Origin of the sequence: Stenotrophomonas sp. SbOxS2 (genome assembly GCF_013416715.1) — a bacterium.
In the GTDB taxonomy this organism is placed as follows: Bacteria; Pseudomonadota; Gammaproteobacteria; order Xanthomonadales; family Xanthomonadaceae; genus Stenotrophomonas; species Stenotrophomonas lactitubi.
Genome location: NZ_JAAVXD010000008.1, coordinates 1 through 19,869 on the forward strand (window position 1 = coordinate 1; position 19,869 = coordinate 19,869).

At 64.9% G+C, this 19,869-nt stretch carries 16 protein-coding genes; 6 read left to right on the forward strand and 10 right to left on the reverse strand.

The window, feature by feature from the left end; all coding sequences use genetic code 11:
• Positions 1-140: 140 nt before the first annotated feature.
• The 8 genes from galU to cmk form a co-directional block, all read right to left on the reverse strand.
• A complete protein-coding gene (galU, locus tag HFK18_RS18915; protein ID WP_100552310.1) occupies positions 141-1,019 on the reverse strand; it encodes a UTP--glucose-1-phosphate uridylyltransferase GalU in 879 nt (292 codons plus the stop codon).
• Positions 1,016-2,929: a nucleoside-diphosphate sugar epimerase/dehydratase gene (locus tag HFK18_RS18920; protein ID WP_165780973.1), complete on the reverse strand. Its 1,914-nt coding sequence runs from the start codon at positions 2,927-2,929 to the stop codon at positions 1,016-1,018. The genes galU and HFK18_RS18920 overlap by 4 nt, the downstream gene beginning before the upstream one ends.
• A 15-nt stretch (positions 2,930-2,944) precedes the next feature.
• Positions 2,945-3,922 (reverse strand): glycosyltransferase family 4 protein, encoded by a 978-nt coding sequence (locus HFK18_RS18925; RefSeq protein ID WP_180167481.1) that lies wholly within the window; start codon positions 3,920-3,922, stop codon positions 2,945-2,947.
• A gap of 3 nt (positions 3,923-3,925) precedes the next feature.
• Positions 3,926-5,104, reverse strand: a complete 1,179-nt coding sequence (lapB, locus tag HFK18_RS18930; protein WP_032977571.1) for a lipopolysaccharide assembly protein LapB — start codon at positions 5,102-5,104, stop codon at positions 3,926-3,928.
• Positions 5,105-5,110: 6 nt separating this feature from the next.
• A complete protein-coding gene (locus HFK18_RS18935) occupies positions 5,111-5,395 on the reverse strand; it encodes a lipopolysaccharide assembly protein LapA domain-containing protein (protein ID WP_025875021.1) in 285 nt (94 codons plus the stop codon).
• 77 nt (positions 5,396-5,472) lie between these two features.
• Positions 5,473-5,778 carry an integration host factor subunit beta gene (locus HFK18_RS18940; protein WP_005409286.1) on the reverse strand — a complete coding sequence of 102 codons (306 nt, stop codon included), beginning with the start codon at positions 5,776-5,778 and terminating at the stop codon, positions 5,473-5,475.
• A gap of 89 nt (positions 5,779-5,867) precedes the next feature.
• Positions 5,868-7,553 (reverse strand): 30S ribosomal protein S1, encoded by a 1,686-nt coding sequence (rpsA, locus tag HFK18_RS18945; RefSeq protein WP_025875032.1) that lies wholly within the window; start codon positions 7,551-7,553, stop codon positions 5,868-5,870.
• A gap of 201 nt (positions 7,554-7,754) precedes the next feature.
• Entirely contained in the window at positions 7,755-8,432 is a 678-nt protein-coding gene (cmk, locus tag HFK18_RS18950; RefSeq protein ID WP_032977572.1) for a (d)CMP kinase, read from the reverse strand.
• A gap of 197 nt (positions 8,433-8,629) precedes the next feature.
• Here cmk and ykgO point away from each other — a divergent pair, with 197 nt between their 5' ends.
• The 6 genes from ykgO to HFK18_RS18980 all read left to right on the forward strand — a co-directional run bounded on the left by ykgO (position 8,630) and on the right by HFK18_RS18980 (position 13,130).
• Entirely contained in the window at positions 8,630-8,755 is a 126-nt protein-coding gene (gene ykgO, locus HFK18_RS18955; protein ID WP_005409283.1) for a type B 50S ribosomal protein L36, read from the forward strand.
• Positions 8,756-8,901: 146 nt separating this feature from the next.
• Complete coding sequence (locus HFK18_RS18960; RefSeq protein WP_089240526.1) at positions 8,902-9,231, forward strand: hypothetical protein; 330 nt, start codon at positions 8,902-8,904, stop codon at positions 9,229-9,231.
• A gap of 39 nt (positions 9,232-9,270) precedes the next feature.
• Positions 9,271-10,308 (forward strand): agmatine deiminase family protein, encoded by a 1,038-nt coding sequence (locus tag HFK18_RS18965; RefSeq protein WP_180167482.1) that lies wholly within the window; start codon positions 9,271-9,273, stop codon positions 10,306-10,308.
• A gap of 164 nt (positions 10,309-10,472) precedes the next feature.
• Entirely contained in the window at positions 10,473-11,360 is an 888-nt protein-coding gene (locus tag HFK18_RS18970) for a carbon-nitrogen hydrolase (protein WP_025875046.1), read from the forward strand.
• Between the two features lie 14 nt (positions 11,361-11,374).
• Positions 11,375-11,905 carry a GNAT family N-acetyltransferase gene (locus HFK18_RS18975; protein WP_180167483.1) on the forward strand — a complete coding sequence of 177 codons (531 nt, stop codon included), beginning with the start codon at positions 11,375-11,377 and terminating at the stop codon, positions 11,903-11,905.
• Complete coding sequence (locus tag HFK18_RS18980; RefSeq protein WP_180167484.1) at positions 11,898-13,130, forward strand: TraB/GumN family protein; 1,233 nt, start codon at positions 11,898-11,900, stop codon at positions 13,128-13,130. Before HFK18_RS18975 ends, HFK18_RS18980 begins: the two co-directional genes overlap by 8 nt.
• Positions 13,131-13,277: 147 nt before the next feature.
• On the opposite strand, the gene HFK18_RS18985 is transcribed toward HFK18_RS18980, so the two are convergent.
• Together HFK18_RS18985 and HFK18_RS18990 are read right to left on the reverse strand one after the other, a co-directional pair.
• Entirely contained in the window at positions 13,278-16,367 is a 3,090-nt protein-coding gene (locus tag HFK18_RS18985; protein WP_180167485.1) for an efflux RND transporter permease subunit, read from the reverse strand.
• Positions 16,364-19,825 carry an efflux RND transporter permease subunit gene (locus tag HFK18_RS18990; protein WP_257216352.1) on the reverse strand — a complete coding sequence of 1,154 codons (3,462 nt, stop codon included), beginning with the start codon at positions 19,823-19,825 and terminating at the stop codon, positions 16,364-16,366. Before HFK18_RS18990 ends, HFK18_RS18985 begins: the two co-directional genes overlap by 4 nt.
• Positions 19,826-19,869: the final 44 nt, after the last annotated feature.

A 19,869-nucleotide genomic window follows, 5' to 3' on the forward strand; every position in this document is an offset into this window, starting at 1 on the left:
TGAAGTGCAGGTGGCCTGAACTCCCTTTGGGAGTGTCCAGAAGTACTTGACCACCACAGGTTTACGGCGTGTCCTGCAAAGGCCCACCCGTCCCGCCCATCACGTATCAATCAAAGCGCAAACGGAACGCTCGAAAAACCTTATTCCGCCAGCATCGCCGTCAGCTTCTCCCGCGCCGGGCCGGCCAGCTTCGGGTTGTCCAGCGCAAAGCGGATCGTCGCCTCGACCAGCCCCAGATGGGTGCCGCAGTCGAAACGGGTGCCTTCGAAACGATAGGCATCGACCTCGTCGGTCTTCAGCAGTTCAGCGATCGCATCGGTCAGCTGGATTTCGCCGCCGGCACCGGTCCGGGTCTGCTCAAGCAGCTCGAAGATCTTCGGGCTCAGCACGTAGCGGCCGACGACCGCCAGATCGCTCGGCGCGTCTTCCGGCTTCGGCTTCTCCACGATCTGCGAGATACGCCCCTTGCGGCCATCGAACGCCTCGGTGGCGACGATGCCGTAACTGGCCGTCTTGTCGTGTGGCACGTCTTCCACAGCGATGACGCTGGCGCCGCTGGCCTCGTTGAGGTCGGCCATCTGCTTCAGTGCACCCGCGCCGCGGTTCCAGATCAGATCATCCGGCAACAGCACAGCGAACGGCTCGTCACCGATGACCGCCTTGGCGCACAGTACCGCGTGGCCCAGGCCCAGAGCCTCGGCCTGGGTGACGAAGATCGCGCGCACGCCTTCCGGCAGCACATGGCGGATCAATTCGAGCTGCTCGTGCTTGCCCGCGCGCTCGAGCTTCTGCTCCAGCTCGTAGGCCTTGTCGAAATAGTCGGCGACAGCGTGCTTGTAGCGATTGGTGATGAACACCAGGGTGTCACAGCCCGCTTCGATCGCCTCATCCACGGCGTACTGGATCAGCGGCCGATCGATGATCGGCAGCATCTCCTTTGGCACCGTCTTGGTCGCCGGAAGAAAACGCGTGCCCAGACCTGCTACTGGAAATACTGCCTTGCGAATGCGCTTGCTCATTGGTGCCTGCTGGCCTCACGTGCCGGAAAGGGCACAACCTTAGCGGAAGAAATGTAAGCATCCTGTTCGATTGGCGAGAATTCCGGCATGGTCGCGAACAGGATTTCCTGGATCGTATCGATGTCGTACCTGGCAATCGCCTCGCGCAGCTTGGGCACGTTGCCCAGCACGACGTCACGCGAGAACGCACGTACGCCGGCTTCCAGGATCTTCGGGTGCGCGGTCGGCCGGTAGTCCTCGTCGGAATAGAACAGCGTCTCGTGCAGCTTCTCGCCCGGGCGCATGCCGGTGTAGATGATCGGGATGTCCTTGTAGGGCTGCTTGCCCGCCAGGCGGATCATCTGTTCGGCCAGCACCCGGATCGGCACGGGCTCGCCCATGTCCAAGGTATAGATCGCGCCGTGCGACGCCGACGCGGCCGCCTGCAGGATCAGCTGGCAGGCCTCGGGAATGGTCATGAAATAGCGGCTGACCTCCGGGTCGGTCACCGTAACCGGGCCGCCCTTGAGGATCTGCTCGCGGAACAACGGCACCACGCTGCCGGCCGACGCCAGCACGTTGCCGAAGCGCACGGTCACGAAACGGGTGTGCGTGGACTTCTGGTCCAGGCTCTGGCAGATCATCTCCGCATAGCGCTTGCTGGCGCCCAGCGCATTGACCGGGTCCACCGCCTTGTCGGTCGAAATGAACACAAAGTGCTCGACGCGGGCTTCCAGGCAGGCGCGGGCCACGTTCTCGGTGGCCAGGATGTTGTTGCGCACGGCTTCGCGCAGCTGACGCTCCAGCACCGGCACATGCTTGTAGGCGGCCGCATGGAAGGCGGTGTCGACCGGGTGCAGCGACAGCGCATGACGGATCACCGCAGGATCGCCACAGTCACCGAGCACGGCTTCGATCTCGACATCGGGGAAGCTGCGGCGCAGCTCGCCCTCGATGGTCAACAGCAGCAGTTCACTGATCTCCAGCAGCACGATACGACCGGCACCATGGCGCGCGCACTGGCGACACAACTCGGACCCGATCGAGCCACCGGCACCGGTGACCATCACCGTGCGCCCACCCAACCAGCCGCGGATGAGGTTCCAGTCCGGCATGATCGGCTTGCGCCCAAGCAGATCTTCGATGGCCACTTCCTTCAACTGGCCCGGCAGCGACTGACCCTGCAGGATGTCGCTGAGCTTGGGCACCGTGCGGAACGGAATGCCGGTGCTCTCGCAGATGGCCACCACGCGCTGCATGCCGACGGCATCCAGCGAGGGCATGGCGATCACCAGCAGCTTGGCCGCGGTCTCCCGGGCCACCGCCGGTGCGTCGTCCAGCGTGCCCAGGATCGGCAGGCTCTGCAGCTTGGCGCCACGCAGGTGCGGTGCATCATCGAGCAGGCCAACCGGCTCGAAATTGCCGGATCGGCGCAGGTCGCGCACCAGGGTCTCAGCGGCTTGGCCGGCGCCGAGAATCAGCACGCGGCGCGCGGACGAATCGGACTGCAGCGACTGGTAGTCCTTCCACGCCCGGTACAACAGGCGCGGCGCGCCCAGCAGTGCCGACAGTGCGAACGGATAGATCACCAGCACCGACATCGGCACGCCGTTGAAGCGCTTCCAGGCCAGCACCAGAACAATGGCGATCAGGCCGATGAAGCTGGCCTTGAAGATGTTCAGCAGGTCGCTGACGCTGGCGAAGCGCCACAGCCCGCGATAGAGGCCGATACGCCAGAACACCAGGCCCTGCAGCGCCAGCACCAGCGTGGTGTCCACGTTCCACAGCGGCAATGCGGGAGCGTCGGCAAGGATCGAGTAACGACCTGCATGCAGCAGCTGCCAACAGGCCCATACCATGAACAAGTCGTGGCAGACGATGGCCGTACGCGGCATCAGACCGAGGATTCTGTCCCGCCAGGGTGAAGACATAGATCGAGTAATTCCTTATCGGTGGCGCAATCCATTGCGCAGGAGGAGCCACAGCAGGGTCAACGCGGCAAACCACGCGACCGCTACGGCAGCCTCCCACCTCGGCTGCAAATTGGTGCAGATATTGAACACTGTAATACTGAACAGGCCCAAAACAAAGTACATCCCTGTCACCTGGGCATGGCTGGCTCCTGCCTGGACCGCGCGCTGGTAGACGTGCTGGGTGTGGGGTTCCATCCAGCGTTGCCCGGAAAGCATGCGCGCCAACAGCGTGAAGCCCGCGTCCACAAGGAAGGCGGACAACGGCAGCAGCAGCAGGATCCAGTTGATGTCGGTGTGCACTGCAGCGACGGCCAGCACCACCGCCACGGCATAGCCCAGCGCGCCACTACCGACATCACCCATGAAGATCCGGGCCTGCGGAAAATTGAATGGCAGAAAACCCAGGCACGCCAGGCCAAGCACGATGGCCACCAGCGAATAGGGCCAGGGCAGCACCATCGCGAAGCCCAGCGCAACGATGACTGCCTGGCTGCTGGCAATCCCGTTGATCCCATCCATGAAGTTCCAGATGTTGATCAGCGAGGCGGTGAAGAACAGCACCAGCAGGCTCAGCAGCCAGCTGCCCCCGTGCATCTTGACCAGTCCCGCCAGCAAGGCGGCGGCGAGGAAATGCACCAGCAACCGGCGCATGGCCGGGAGCGGCCGATGGTCATCCCACCAGCCAATGCCGGCAACCAGCGCCAGGCCAAGGCTGGCGACAGCCAGGCTGACTGCAGCGTCCGGCCAGACGCAAGCGGCCACGGCCGCCGCAACCAGCAGACTGATCACGATGGCGATACCGCCACCACGCGGGGTGGCGACGCTATGGCTGCGGCGCTCGCCGGGCTGGTCCAGCAACTGCCTGCGCAGTGCGTACACGCGCGCCGCCCAGGTCAATGCCGCGCTGAGCAGGGCCAGGCCCAGCAGCGCGGCCATCACAAGCCACGGCATGGTTCAGAGCACCGCGTAATTCAACAACGGCTTGACCGTGCCCCACTCCTTGCAGCTGGGGCATTGCCAGTGGTGGGTACGCGCGCCGAATCCGCAGCGGGTGCAGCGGTAGGCAGGATTGCGCACCAGCAACTGGTCGGTGATGTGCTTGAGGTCGTGCAGGGTCGCGGTGGAATCTGCGCCCTCGGCCAGGGTGAGGTCGATCAGTGCCGATTCGCCACGCACCGACGGGCGATCCTTGAGCTGGCGGCCAAGATAGGCGCGGGCAGGTGCGACACCCTCCTGCTCTTCCATCAGGCGGGTCAGCGCCAGCACCGGGGCGATGCCGCGGTAGTGCTCGGTCATCTCGGACAGGAAGGCGCGCGCGCCGCCCAGGTCACCGACCTTGCGGTAGTTTTCCATCAGCGCCGGCAGTACTTCCGGCAGGTACTCCGGATCGTTGCGGGCAGCACGCTCGAAGGCGCGCACGGCGGCCTCGGCGTTGCCTGCATCGGTTTCCAGGCGGCCCTCGATGATGCCGGCACGGACCGACATCGCATCGGCCTGGTAAGCGCGGGCGATGGCCGCCCTCGCCTCTTCCAGCTTGCCAGCGCCACGGAAGCGCTCGGCAAGCTCGCATTCGAACTGCCCGATCAGCTTGCCCATCGGCTCGCCGGTGACATCTTCGAAGCGGGTAGCGTTGTCGATCGCCTTTTCCCAGTCACGCTCGGCCTGGTAGATGCCGATCAGGTGCTTGAGCGCCTGCGGTGCGCGCTGGTCCAGCTGCGCCAGTTCGGTGAACACCGTTTCGGCACGGTCCAGCAGGCCGGACTTCATGTAGTCCTCGCCCAGTGCCAGCAGGGCCTGCACGCGCTGCGCGTCACTCAGGTCCTGGCGGTTGACCAGGCCCTGGTGCAGACGGATCGCGCGGTCCACTTCACCACGGCGGCGGAACAGATGGCCCAACGCGACCTGGGTCTCGAAGGTTTCCTTGTCCAGCTCGGCGATGTGCAGGAACAGTTCGATGGCCTTGTCCGGCTGCTCGTTGAGCAGGTAGTTCAGGCCACGGAAATAGGTGCTGGACAGGTGGCTGACCTGGTTGTCACCGTGGCGTTGACCGCCGCGGCGTCCGATTACCCAGCCGGCCAGCGCCGCCAACGGAAGACAGAGGAAGAACCAGAACCACTCGGAAACGAATTCCATCTTCGATCAACGTCCATCAAAAGATTGGGAGGGGGCCACCGGCGCCGACGGTGCAGCCGCCGACTTGTTGGCACGGCGCAGCTGGCTGTAGAGCGGAATGACCACGCTTACCAGCACCAGGCCAGCACCGACCACGACACCGATCAGCAGGGCGGCAATCAGCGCCACGCCGACGGACGTGTTCAATTGGGTAAACAGCAGGTTGATCGACATGGCCGTCATGTTGACCGCACCGATGATCAGACCAAGGATGAGAACCGCCAGCAGGACCAGCAGACGAAAAACTTTCATGCGACAGCTCCATTGGCAGGAGGCCGTAGCTTATCCGACTCGTGGTGGGATTCGCACGAAGTCGCGCGACGGATGGCTCAGGCCGGATCTGCGTCCAGCGGCAGCACACTGCTGACCCGCTCGCGCAATTCCTTGCCTGGCTTGAAATGAGGGACATGCTTGCCCGGCAGGGCAACCGATTCGCCGGTCTTCGGGTTGCGACCCAGGCGCGGCGGACGGTAGTGCAGCGAAAAGCTGCCAAAGCCGCGGATCTCGATGCGATCGCCGGCCGACAGTGAGCCCCCCATCATTTCCAGCAATGACTTGACCGCCAGATCGACATCATCGGCCTTCAGGTGCGCCTGACGGCGCGCGAGGATTTCGATCAGTTCGGATTTGGTCATTACCGGCTCACATCAGGGGCATCTCAGCCTGAAACGGCCCGGGCAGTGCCCGGGCCGTCCAGGAAACAACGAACAGCGTAAGGCCGATATTACTCGGACTTGTTGCCGTTCAGCTGTGCACGCAGCAGCGCGCCCAGCTGGGTGGTGCCGCTGGAAGCCGAAGAGGACTGGTATTCCTCCAGCACTTCGCGCATTTCAGCGTCGTCCTTGGCCTTGATCGACAGCTGCAGGGTACGACCCTTGCGATCCATGCCCACGAACTTGGCTTCAACCTTGTCGCCGACCTTCAGGTGCTGGGTCGCGTCGTCGACGCGCTCGTTGGCGATGTCGCGAGCTGCAACATAGCCTTCGATGCCGTCGGACAGCTCGATGATCGCACCCTTGGCGTCGACTTCCTTCACCACGCCTTCGACCTTGGAGCCCTTCGGATTGGTCGCCATGTACTGGCCGAACGGATCCTGCTCCAGCTGCTTGACGCCCAGCGAAATGCGCTCGCGCTCCGGATCGACGGCCAGGACCACTGCGTCCAGGTTGTCGCCCTTCTTGAAGTTGCGAACGATGTCTTCGCCAGTGGTCGCCCAGCTGATGTCGGACAGGTGAACCAGGCCGTCGATGCCGCCGTCCAGGCCGATGAAGATGCCGAAGTCGGTGATCGACTTGATCTGGCCCGACACCTTGTCACCCTTCTTGTGGGTGGCAGCGAAGGTTTCCCACGGATTGGCGGCAACCTGCTTCATGCCCAGCGAGATGCGGCGACGCTCCTCGTCGACGTCCAGGACCATGACTTCAACTTCGTCACCGACCTGCACAACCTTGGACGGGTTGACGTTCTTGTTGGTCCAATCCATCTCGGAAACGTGCACCAGACCTTCGACGCCCGGCTCGATTTCGACGAATGCGCCGTAATCGGTGACGTTGGAGACCTTGCCGAACACGCGGCTGTTGGCCGGGTAACGACGGGCGATGTTATCCCACGGATCTTCGCCCAGCTGCTTCAGGCCCAGCGAAACGCGGTTGCGCTCGCGGTCGAACTTCAGCACGCGCACGTCCAGCTCGTCGCCGACGTTCACGACTTCGGACGGATGGCGCACGCGCTTCCATGCCATGTCGGTGATGTGCAGCAGGCCGTCGATACCGCCCAGGTCCACGAATGCGCCGTAATCGGTCAGGTTCTTGACGACACCCTTCAGGATCGCGCCTTCCTGCAGCTTGTCCATCAGCTGCTCGCGCTCTTCCGAGTGCTCGCTTTCGACGACAGCGCGGCGCGAGACCACGACGTTGTTGCGCTTGCGGTCAAGCTTGATGAGCTTGAATTCCAGCTCCTTGCCTTCCAGGTAGGCCGGATCGCGCACGGGGCGCACATCGACCAGGGAACCCGGCAGGAAGGCGCGGACATCCTTGATGTCCACGGTGAAACCACCCTTGACCTTGCCGCTGATGCGGCCGGTGATGGTTTCGTTCTTTTCCAACGCTTCTTCCAGCTCGTCCCACACCATCGCGCGCTTGGCCTTCTCGCGCGACAGGACGGTTTCACCGAAGCCGTTCTCGATCGAGTCGAGGGCGACCTTGACGATGTCGCCTTCGGCAACATCGATTTCGCCAGCGTCGTTACGGAACTGTTCGATCGGCACGATGCCTTCCGACTTCAGCCCGGCGTTGATCACCACGACGTCGCCGCGGACTTCAACAACGGTACCGCTGACGATGGCGCCCGGCTTCAGCTTGGCCAGGTTGGCCTGGCTGGCTTCAAACAGTTCGGCAAATGATTCGGTCATTAGATTTACTCTGTTGGACACATGGGTCGGCTGGCTTCCCTTCAGGGAATGGCTGCCGCCCGCCTGTTGGTCGACCCCGGAAATGCAGGTCGTGTGTGGAAGTAGGAAAACCGCCACGCATCATTGCGCGACGGAGCTTTTACAGCACTGCAAATGCGCGACCTCCACCGATGCTGCTGGCAGAGCTCCCGCGCGAACGGATCAGGCAGCCGGAACCGGAAGCAGATCCATCACTCTGGCAACGACATCTTCGATGCCGATGCCTGTGGTGTCGATGAGGACAGCATCGTCTGCCGGCTTCAGGGGCGCCACGGTACGCTGAGCATCACGGGCGTCGCGGGCCATGATCTCGCGCAGGAGGTCTTCAAAGTTAACAGAAACCCCCTTGTCTTTCAACTGCTTATGCCGGCGCTCGGCGCGCTCCTCGGCACTGGCGGTCAGGAAGACCTTATAGGGGGCGTCGGGGAAGATGACGGTGCCCATGTCGCGGCCGTCGGCGACCAGCCCCGGCTCCATCCTGAATGCGCGCTGGCGCTCCTTCAGGGCGGCCCGGACCTCGGGAATGGCGGCAATGGCCGACGCCAGCGCTCCGGTGGTCTCCAGCCGCAGCTCGTCGGTGGCATCGGTGCCATTGACCAGGACCCGCATGGCATCGCCCTGCTCGACGAACTGGACATGGGTATCAAAGGTGCAGCGCACCAGCGCGGAGGCATCGGAGGTGTCGATGTCGGCCCAGCTGGCCGCCACGCCGACGGCGCGGTACAGAGCGCCCGAATCCAGGTAGTGCCAGCCCAACCGGCGCGCCACGATGCGGCTGATGGTACCCTTGCCAGCCCCTGATGGGCCGTCGATGGTCAGGACGGGAACGAGTGGATTCATGGGGGTCCTTGCGCGTGTGAAGGGGGCATTCTAGCCCCTGCCAGACACCCCGCAACGGGCCATTTGTGCAACCACTTGAAACCATGGGGAAAAGCCCGGTAGAATGGCGGGCTTGAACGAGCGTCAACTGCCGATTGTCTTTCGCATATCGCGGCCACGCTCCACCCGAACAACTACTGTTTACGCCGAGGTATGCCATGAAAGTTCTGTCCTCCCTGAAGTCGGCGAAGGCCCGTCACCGTGACTGCAAGGTCGTGCGTCGTCGTGGCAAGATCTTCGTCATCTGCAAGTCGAACCCGCGTTTCAAGGCGCGTCAGCGCTAAGCCCAACGGTCCTTGTGACCGCGGCTGGCCCCACGCGGGGCCGACCCGATGCAAAAAGCCGCCTTCGGGCGGTTTTTTGTTTATGCGGTTTTTTCCTGCCGTTTTTGCTGTAATCGCTGTTCTTGACCACTGGGGAGTAGATCGAGATGACGCGTTACCTGTGCACCCTGGCCGTACTGGCCACCCTGGCTGCCGCCACCCCGGCGCTGGCCGATACCCTGCTTGTCGACCGCGCCCGCGAAAAGCCGGCCGGCGCCCTGCCCGTCCGCGGCCAGAGCATGCAGCAGGTGCAGTCCCAGTTCGGCGCGCCGGCAGAGCAGCTGCAGCCGCGCGGCGGACAGAAACGGCAATGGCCGACCATCCACCGCTGGGTGTACCCGCAGTTCACCGTCTACTTCGAGAAGCAGAAGGTGATCGACGTGGTGGCAAACCAGGCGGATCCGAACGAAATCGGCCCCAAGCCGCCGATCCGTTGACCCCCATGCCCGCCACCGGCGGGCGCGTGTAGCGAGACCATGAACCAGACCCTTCGTTTTCCTGCCGAATGGGAAGCCCAGAGCGGCGTCCTGATTGCCTGGCCCACCGCCGACACCGACTGGGCCGAGCGCCTGGGCCAGGTGGAAGAGACCTACATCGCCCTGGTTGCGGCGATCACCCGCTTCCAGCCGGTGCTGATCTGCGTGGCCGACGATGACGTGGAGACCTATGCCGAGATGCGGCTGCGCTCCAACCGCATCGACATGGACAAGGTCCACTTCACCACCGCCGCGTACGACGATACCTGGCTGCGTGATTCGGGCCCGATCACCCTGCGCCGCGCCGACGGCAGCTTCCAGCTGCTGGACTTCCGCTTCACCGGCTGGGGCGGCAAGTTCGATGCCACCCTCGATGACCAGCTGGTCGGCGTGCTCGACCAGGCCGGCGTGTTCAACGACGCGACGGTGCGCAGCATTCCGTTCGCACTGGAAGGCGGCGGCATCGAGACCGATGGTGAAGGCACCCTGCTGACCACCTGGAAGTGCCTGCACGAACGCCATCCCGACCGTGACCGCGACAGCCTGAGCGCCGACCTGGCGAACTGGTTGCAGCAGGAACGCGTGCTGTGGCTGGATCATGGCTATCTGGAAGGCGACGACACCGACGCCCATATCGACACCCTCGCCCGCTTCGCCTCGGCCGACAGCATCGTCTACCAGGCCTGCGACGACGCCAGCGATTCGCACTACGCCGAACTGCAGGCGATGCGTGCCGAGCTGGCCGCACTGCGCACGCGCGAGGGCCAGCCGTACCGCCTGTTCCCGTTGCCGTGGGCAAAGCCGGTAATCGATGAAGGCCGTCGCCTGGCTGCTTCGTATGCCAATTACCTCATCGTCAACGGTGCGGTGCTGATGCCAGCCTATGGCGACCCGGCCGACGACCTGGCCCGCGATGTGCTGGCACAGGCCCACCCCGGCCGCGAGATCGTGCAGGTGCCCTGCCGCTCGCTGATCTGGCAGAACGGCAGCCTGCACTGCATCACCATGCAGCTGCCCGCGGGGCTGTTGAAGGCATAAAGCCACGCGGTAGCGCCGGGCCATGCCCGGCGAGCGCAGCGGCATCTGGAAAATCCGCCGGGCATGGCCCGGCGCTACCGGTTGCGTGCACCATTCAGCAGCCAACACGCTGTCATGCCGCATCCGCGTTAACATGCGGGTTTTCCCCCGCAGGATCGCCCCGCATGAACTCGCGCAGCCCTCTTACCGTCGCCCTGATCCAGGAGCGCAACCACGGTGATGCCGCCGCCAACCTGGCGGTGATCGAAGCGCGTGTTGCCGACGCTGCGGCACAGGGCGCGAAATTGGTGCTGCTGCAGGAACTGCACAACGGCCCCTACTTCTGCCAGCACGAATCGGTCGATGAATTCGACCTGGCCGAGCCGATTCCGGGCCCGAGCACCGAGCGCCTGGGCGCGCTGGCGAAGAAGCACGGCGTGGTGCTGGTCGGCTCGCTGTTCGAGCGCCGCGCTGCCGGCCTGTACCACAACACCGCCGTGGTCTTCGAAAAAGACGGTACGTTGCTGGGCAAGTACCGCAAGATGCACATTCCGGACGACCCGGGTTTCTACGAGAAGTTCTACTTCACCCCAGGCGACATAGGCTTCAAGCCGATCGACACCTCGGTCGGCCGCCTTGGCGTGCTGGTGTGCTGGGACCAGTGGTACCCGGAAGCGGCGCGCCTGATGGCGCTGGCCGGTGCGGAACTGCTGCTCTACCCCACCGCGATCGGCTGGGACCCGGATGACGTGCAGGACGAGAAGACCCGCCAGCGCGACGCCTGGGTGCTGAGCCACCGTGGCCATGCCGTGGCCAACGGCGTGCCGGTGCTCAGCTGCAACCGTGTGGGTCATGAAGCTTCGCCGCTGGGCGCCTCGGGCATCCAGTTCTGGGGCAACAGCCACGTGCTGGGCCCGCAGGGCGAGTTCCTGGCCGAAGCCGGCACCGACGCGACGATCCTGATGTGTGAGGTTGACCTGCAACGCAGCGAGCACGTGCGCCGCATCTGGCCGTTCCTGCGCGATCGTCGCATCGACGCCTACGGCGATCTGCTCAAGCGCTACATCGACTGACCCGGAGCCCGCGCATGGCCGTACTCATCCGTGATGCCGGCCCTGCCGACATCGCTGCGATCACCGCGATCTACGCGGTGGAAGTGACCGACTTCGTCAACACCTACGAGTACGAGATTCCCGACCAGGCCGAGATGCTGCGCCGCATGCGCGACATCATCGACCGCGGCTTCCCCTACCTGGTGGCCGAGGTCGACGGCCAGGTTGCCGGCTACGCGTATGCCAACACCTACCGCACGCGCATCGCCTACCAGTGGACCGTTGAGAATTCGGTCTATGTCGATGCACGCTTCCAGGGCCGTGGCGTCGGCGCCAGCCTGCTGCAGGCACTGATCGATGCCTGTACCGCGCGCGGCCATCGACAGATGGTGGCGGTGATCGGCGAACCGACCAACACTGCTTCCATCAAGCTGCACGAACGCTTCGGTTTCCAACTGGTGGGCGTGTTCCGTGGCCTCGGCCGCAAGCACGGCCGCTGGCTGGACACCGTGCAGATGCAGCGCGCGCTCGGCGATGGCGCCGATTCCGCTCCTTCCAATGAATGATTCCATGACCGAAACCCTTCCCGAAACCGGCGACGATCTGTTTGCCGGCCAGCCCGTGCGCGTCGTCGAACGCGATGGCGTGCGCTACACCCTGCTGGGCACTGCCCACGTTTCCCATGCCAGCGTCGAGGCGGTGGAGAAAGCCATCGACAGTGGACGTTTCGATGCGGTGGCGGTCGAGCTGGACCCGCAGCGCCTGCAGGCACTGAGCGACCCGGACACGCTGGCCAAACTGGACCTGGTGGAAGTGATCCGCAAGGGCCGCGTCGCGTTGTTCGCCGCCAACCTTGCGCTGTCGGCCTACCAGCGCCGCTTGGCCGAACAGCTCGGCATCGAGCCGGGCGCCGAACTGAAGCGTGCCGTGGACCTGGCGCGCGAGCGCAATCTGCCGGTGCACCTGATCGACCGCGAAGTGGGCCTGACGTTCCGCCGCGCTTCGCAGCGACTGGGCTTCTTCGGCAAGCTGAAGCTGGTGGCCGGCCTCGGCGCCGGCCTGTTCTCGTCGGAGGACGTGGGCGAAGACGAGATCGAGAAGCTGAAGCAGGGTGACATGCTGGAATCGAGCTTCGGCGAATTCGCCAGCGAGAGCCCGGCCCTGTACGAAACGATCATCGGCGAGCGCGACCGCTACATGGCGACACGTCTGCGTGAAGCGCATGATCCGCAACAGCGCGAAGTGCTGGCGGTGGTCGGTGCCGGTCACCTGGCCGGCCTGGCGCGTTACCTGGAAACCGATACCGAGGCGCCCGCGCCGTTGCGCGAGCAGCTGGAAGCGGTGCCGAAGAAGCGCAACATCCCGTGGTTCACCCTGGCGATCCTCGCCATCGTGGCCACCGGCATCGGTGTCGGCTTCTATCGTGGTGGACTGGGCGTGGGCACCGAGCTGCTGGCGACCTGGGCGATGTACACCGGCGGTCTGGCCGGCCTGGGCTGCCTGGTGGCCGGCAGCCACCCGCTGAGTATCCTCACCGCGATCGTGGTGGCGCCGTTCAAGCCGTTCCGCCTGAGCATCCCCACCGGTGCGTTCGCGGCACTGGTGGAGGCGCGCCTGCGCAAGCCGACCTACGAGGATTTCCTCAAGCTGCGTGATGACGCGCAGTCGTTGAAGGGCTGGTACCGCAACCGCGTCACCCGCGTGGTGCTGACCTTCATGCTGACCAACCTGGGCAGCATGCTGGGCCTGTGGCTGACTGCAGGCAAGGTGTGGAGCAAGGTGGCGAGCTGATCGCGGCACCTCGCCGGGCATGGCCCGGCGCTACCGGTAGGTGCCAACCTTGGTTGGCACGACATTTACACGATATGGCAATGAAAAAGGGGGAGACCGCCCCACTACGACCGGTCTCCCCCCACCACAAACACGTTGTGTCGTGCATTACAGCCGGGCAGCGCCCGGCTCTACCCTCTCCAGCCCACGGGCGCGCTGGATCAGGCGCACCACCGCATTGCGCAGGTCATCCAGCACCGCGTAGATGGTCGGCAGGAACAGCAGGCTGACCACAGTGGAGAAGGCCAGGCCACCGGCAATCGCACGCGCCATCGGTGAGTACTCCGGCCCGTTGCCGAACATCTGCGTATCGGTCAGCGAGATCGGCACCATCGCCAGGATCGCCGTGCCCATGGTCATCATGATCGGGCGCAGACGCTCGCGCGAGCCTTCGACCAGCGCCTGGGTACGCCCCATCCCGCCCCGGCGCAGATTGTTGATGTGCTCGATCATCACGATGCCGTTGTTCACCACCACGCCCATCAGCACCAGGATGCCGATGAAGGACATGATCCCGAACGAGGTGCCGGTGATCCAGAACAGCCAGAACACGCCGAAGATCGAGAACAGCACGCCGCTCATGATCGCCGCCGGGAACAGCAGCGATTCGAACACCGCGGCCATCACCACGTAGATCATCACCAGCGCGATCAGCAGGTTGAACACCATCTGCTGCATCGCCTCGTTGTCATCACCGTAGTCACCGCCGTCGAAGGTGAAGCCGTAGCCGGCCGGGAAGTTCATCGGCTTGAGCACCGCTTCCATGGCCTTGCGGCCGTCCGGCGCGGTGACCTTCTCGGCAAGGTTGGCCTTGATGGTCAGCGTGGTCTGGCGGTTGGTGCGACCGATCTGGGTCGCCGATGAACCCACATCGACGCTGACCAGGCTCAGCAGCGGCACGCTGCGGCCATCGCCGGTGCGCACGCTGAAGCCTGCGAGGTCTTCGGGGCTGCTCTGTTCGGCGCCGGCAAAGCGTACCCACACCGGCACTTCGTTGTCGCCACGACGGAACTCGCGCATCGGCGCGCCACGCAGCGCCAGGCCGACGAAACTGGCCACCTGCTCGGCATTGAATCCGAACGCCGCCGCACGCTCGCGGTCGACATGCACTTTCAGCTCGCCGCCCTTCTCGCCATTGTCGATGCGCACATCGCGCAGCTCGGCGCGCTGTGCCAGCAGCGGCAACACTTCCTGGCCGATCTCCTGCAGCATGGCACTGGAGTCGCCGACCAGCTGTACCTGCACGCCCTGGTTGCCGCCACCGCCGCCACCATCACCGCCCTGGTTGCCGACGAAGTAGTCGGTACGGGCAGACTTCGGCAGGCCCTTGCGCAGCTCCTCCTGCAGCGCCTTGATGTCCTTGGCGTACTTCTCGTCCAGAGTGACGACGGTCGAACTGCCTTCCTGTTCGCTGTACCAGGAATAGACCTGCTGCACGTGCAGGCGCTCGCGGTTCTCCTCGACCCAGGCTTCGACGCGGGCCACTTCCTCGGACATCTGCCGGTAGGTGTAGGCGCCCTTCCACATGTAGCCGATGAAGATGTCCTTGCCACCATCACCACCGAACATGTCGATCTTGGTCAGTTTCATCGGCACCAGGCTGACCAGCACCACCAGCAGGATGCCCAGCAGGCTCCAGCCACGATGGCGCAGCGACCAGTCCAGCAGCCGCGCGTACTGGCGCTGCAGGCGCGCGATCACGCCGGTCTGCGAATGCACCAGCTTCGGCGTGGCCATGCGTGCGGACAGCATCGGGATCAGGCTGACCGCCACCAGCCACGAGGCCAGCAGCGAGACCGAGATGGTGATCGCGATCTGCGCCATGAAGATGCTGATGTTGTTGGTTTCGCCGAACAGGTTGGGCACGAACACGATGCAGTGGCACAAGGTGCCGGCGCTGAGCGCGATGGCAACGTTGCGGGTGCCGATGATCGAGGCCAGGCGTGGCTGGTCCGGCAGCCGCTCGCGTTCCTGGTAGATGCTCTCGACCACCACCACGGCGTTGTCGACCAGCATGCCCACGGCCAGCAGCAGGCCCATCATGGTCAGGATGTTGAGGGTGACGCCGGCGAAGTACATGAAGCCGAGGGTGATGGTGAAGCAGATCGGAATGGCCAGGGTCACCATCAGCGTGGAGGGCCAGTGGCGCAGGAAGAAGAACAGCACCGTCACTGACAGGATCAGGCCGACGCCGCCGGCCTCGGCCAGTTCCAGCAGGGACGAGGTCACTGCCTTGCCCTGGTTGTCGATCACCTTGATCTGCACATCGCGCATCGAGTCCTGCGCGCGGATCGCTTCAACCTCGGCAAGCGCGCCGCGTGAGACGTCCACCAGGTTGGCGCTGCGTTCCTTGTAGATGTCCAGGCCGACGGCAGGATTGCCATCGAGGCGGCGGCCGTAGCTCATCCGCGCCGGCTTCAGCCGCACATCGGCAATATCACCCAGGCGCAGGCCCTTGGCATTGATGACCAGGTCACGCATTTCCTGCAGGTCGGTGATCTCGCCTACTGGCTGTACGCGCACGCGCTGGCCGTTGTCATCGATCTGCCCGGCCGAGATCGAGAAGTTCAGCGTGCGCAGGCGATCACTCAGCTCGTTGATGCTCAGGCCGTGGGCGTTCAGGCGGTTCGGATCGATCGCGATCTCCACCTCGTTCGGCGGCGCGCCGGTGATCTCGACCCGGGCCACGCCCGGGATCCGCTCGATACGCCGCTTGAACTCGCGGTCGAGCATGTCATAGGCAGTGGTCAGGTCGGTGGTACTGGCCAGGCGCACCTTCAGCACCGGTTGGTCGCTGCTGGACCACTTGAACACGTTGTAGCGCTGCACGTCGTCGGGCAGATCGCTGCGGATCGCATCGATACGCTCGCGCGCGTCGGAAGCAGCGATGGCGATATCACGATCCCAGTCGCTGAACTCGATGAAGATCGACGCGGCTTCGGACGTCGCCGAGGAGCGCATGCGCTTGATGCCGGTCATCGTCGCCAGTGACTCCTCCACCGGGCGGATGATGGTCCGCTCGACTTCTTCTGGGGTGGAGCCGGTATACGGAATCTGCACGAACAGGAACGGTGCGGAGATGTCCGGCAGCGCTTCCAGTGGCAGCCGGAACGAGGCGATCAGTCCGACCACCACCAGCGACACGAAACACATGATGGTGGTGACCGGCCGACGGATGGAGAACTCGGCAATGCTCATGCCGGTTCCTCCGCGCCCGCTGCACTGCCCTCGGCGCCGCGCAGGCCCTCACCGGCATGCTTGCGGCCACGTTCGCGGTAGTAGGCATCACCGCGCCGATCCATCAGGTCGTACACCACCGGGATCACCAGCAGGGTCAACAGCGTCGACACCAGCAGGCCACCGATCACGGTGATCGCCATCGGTGCGCGCACCTCGGCGCCCTCGCCCATTGCCACCGCCAGCGGCAGGAAGCCGAACAGCGTGCACAGCGTGGTCATGATGATCGGCCGCAGGCGCGAGCGGGCGCCTTCCACCAGCGCCTCGTGCTTGGCCACGCCGGCCTCGCGCAGCTGGTTGACCTTGTCGATCAGGATGATCGCGTTCTTGGTGACCAGACCGACCAGCAGGATCAGGCCGATGAACACCACCACCGAGATCGGCTTGCCGGTCAGCATCAGTGCCAGGATCGCGCCCACCAGCGCCAGCGGGATGGTGAACAGGATCACGAACGGATGCAGCAGCGATTCGAACTGCGAGGCCATCACCAGGTAGACGAGGAAGATCGCCAGGCCGAAGGCGAAGATCAGCGACTTCGCTGCCTGTGCCAGTTCCTCACCCTGGCCACCGATGTGCAGGCCCACGCCGGCGCCCAACGGCTGTTCGGACACCATCTGCTGCACTTCGCGCATGGCCGCGCCAAGGTCGATGTCGCGCAGGTTGGCCGAGACCACGGCAACCCGGGTCTGGTCGGCGCGATGGATCTCGCTCGGGCCGGTGGTGGCGACCACATCAGCCACTGCGTCCAGGGTGACCGGACGGGTGCTGCCCGGATTGACGATCAAGCGGCGGATGCTCTCCACACTGGCACGGTCGGTTTCCTGTGCGCGCACCAGCACGTCGATCTTGCGGTCACGGAAGCTGTAGCGGGTGGCCACATCGCCGCGCACCTTCTTCACCACCACGTCGGCGATCTGGCGGGTGGTCAGGCCCAGCGCACCGGCACGCTCCTGGTCGAAGCGGATCTGGATTTCCGGGAAGCCCTCTTCCACGGTCGACTTGACGTCAGCGTAGTGCGCGTTGCCACGCAGCAGCGCCGCCAGGCGCTGGCCCGCCACTTCCAGGGTGGCCATGTCCTGGCCGCGCAGTTCGATCTCCAGCGGCGTGGAGAAGCTGAACAATGCCGGCCGCGCGAAGTCCACCTGCGCACCCGGGTGCTGACCCATGGTGTCGCGCAGGCGCTCGGTGATCTCCGCTTCGGTCTGCGGATTGCCGCCGCCTTCCATCACGATGGTCAGCTTGCCGATGTTCTCTCCACTTTCGGTCGGGCTGGCATCCAGGCGGGTACCGCTGCCGCTGACGCCGTACAGCGATGCCACGCCTTCGCCCTTGCCGTGTGCCAACTGAAGCTCGCGCACCAGCGCATCGGTCTGCTTCAGCGGCGTGCCCGCCGGCAGCTTCACCGTCATTTCGAAACGGTCCTGCGCCAGCTGCGGGATCAGGTCGGCGCCGAGCATCGGCACCAGTGCCATCGTGCCGACGAACGCCAGTGCCGCCAGGCCCAGCACCTTGCCGGGGTGGGCCAGCGCGCCGGGCAGCAACCGCAGGTAGCCGCGCTCGGCACCGGCGTACGGCTTCATCGCGATGTCGCTGGCCTTCCGCATCACCGGGCCGACCACCGCAGCCACGCCGCGGCAGAGGCGCACCACCAGCCACGCCAGCGCGTAGAAGCTCCAGCGCATCGTTGCCATCACACCACGACGGCCGAGCGCGACCGGCTTCTGCCAGCGGCTCTGCGGCTGCCACGGCTCGGCCGCAGCTTCTTCCGGGAATGCCAGCGGCGGCCGGCCCTTCAGCGAGCTCAGCATCGGAATCAGGGTCATCGACACCAGCAGCGAGATCGCGATGGCGATGGCCACGGTCAGCGCCTGGTCGCGGAACAGCTGGCCGGCGATGCCGTCGACGAACACCAACGGCAGGAACACCGCGATGGTGGTCAGGGTCGAAGCGACCACGGCCATGCTCACTTCGCGGGTACCGGCGATGGCCGCCTGCAGGATGCCGAGGCCGCGTTCGCGCGCCTTGGCGATGCTCTCCAGCACCACGATCGAGTCATCCACCACCAGGCCCGTGGCCAGTGCCAGGCCGCCCAGCGACATCACGTTCAAGCTCAGCCCGAGCTGGCCCATGAAGAAGAACGTGGCGATGATCGAGACCGGCAACGACAGGCTGATCACGAACGTGCTCCAGCCGTCGCGCAGGAACAGGAAGATGATCAGGATCGCCAGCAGGCCACCGATCACCGCGTCCTTCTTGACGTCGGCGATGGCATGCTCGATGAAGCGCGACTGGTCTTCGATGGTGGTCAGTTCGGCATCGGCCGGGAACGTTGCCTTGATCTGCTCAAGCCGCTTGCGCAGCGCCTCGGCGGTGGCAACGGTATTGGCATCGCCTTCCTTGTAGATCGCCAGTTCGACCGATTCCTTGCCGCCCAGGCGGATGACCGCTTCGCGCTCCTTGTAGCCCTGGCGCACGGTGGCCACGTCCTTCAGGCGCACCGGCACACCGTTGGCGACCACGCTGGAGCCGCCGCTCGACGACGCGCTCTGGGCGGCCGACGCAGCAGCAACCGCCGCAGCCGAGCCGGTCGAGGCCGCAATGTTGAACATCTGCTGCAGCGCCGAGTCGGCCGCGCTGCCATTGGATGCCTGGGTGGTGACCAGCAGGTTGCGGATCTCTTCCAGGTCGGCGAACTGGTTGACGGTACGCACCAGGAAGCGCTGCGAGCCCTCCTCCAGGCGCCCGCCGGAAATGTTGATGTTCTCTTCCTTCAACCGCTTGATGACGGTGTCGATCGGCAGGTTGAGCTGGGCCAGTTTCTGCTGGTCGATGTCAACCTGGATCTCGTCTTCCAGGCCACCGCCGACCTTGACCGCCGCCACGCCGGTGACCGGCTCCAGCTTCTTCTTCAGGTCTTCGTCGGCATAGCGGCGCAGACCGGTCAGTTCACGGATCGCTTCTTCGTCGGTCGCGGGCGCGGCCTTGGTCGACAGCACCAGGCGCATGATCGGCTCGGTGGAGGGATTGAAGCGCAGCAGCACCGGCGCCTTGGCTTCCAGGGGCAGGTTCAGCGCTTCCATCTTGTCGCGCACTTCCAGGCTGGCCTGGTCCATGTTGGTGCCCCAGGCGAACTCGAGCACCACATCACTCTGGCCGGTGCGCGAGACCGACTTCAGCTTGCGCAGGTTCTTGACCACGCCCACGGCTTCTTCAACCGGCTGGGTGATCAGGGTTTCGATTTCAGTCGGCGCCGCACCGGTGTACTCGGTGCGCACGGTCAGCGTCGGATAGCTCAGGTCGGGCAGCAGGTTGACCTTGAGGTTGCCCAGCGCGATCAGGCCGAACAGCAGCAGGGTGACCGTGCACATGGCGATGGTGACGCGACGGCGGGTGGCGAACTCCACCAGGCCGCCACGCATGCCTGCGGCGGCGCCGTCGCTCCCTGGCGAGGCACCGGGGTCGT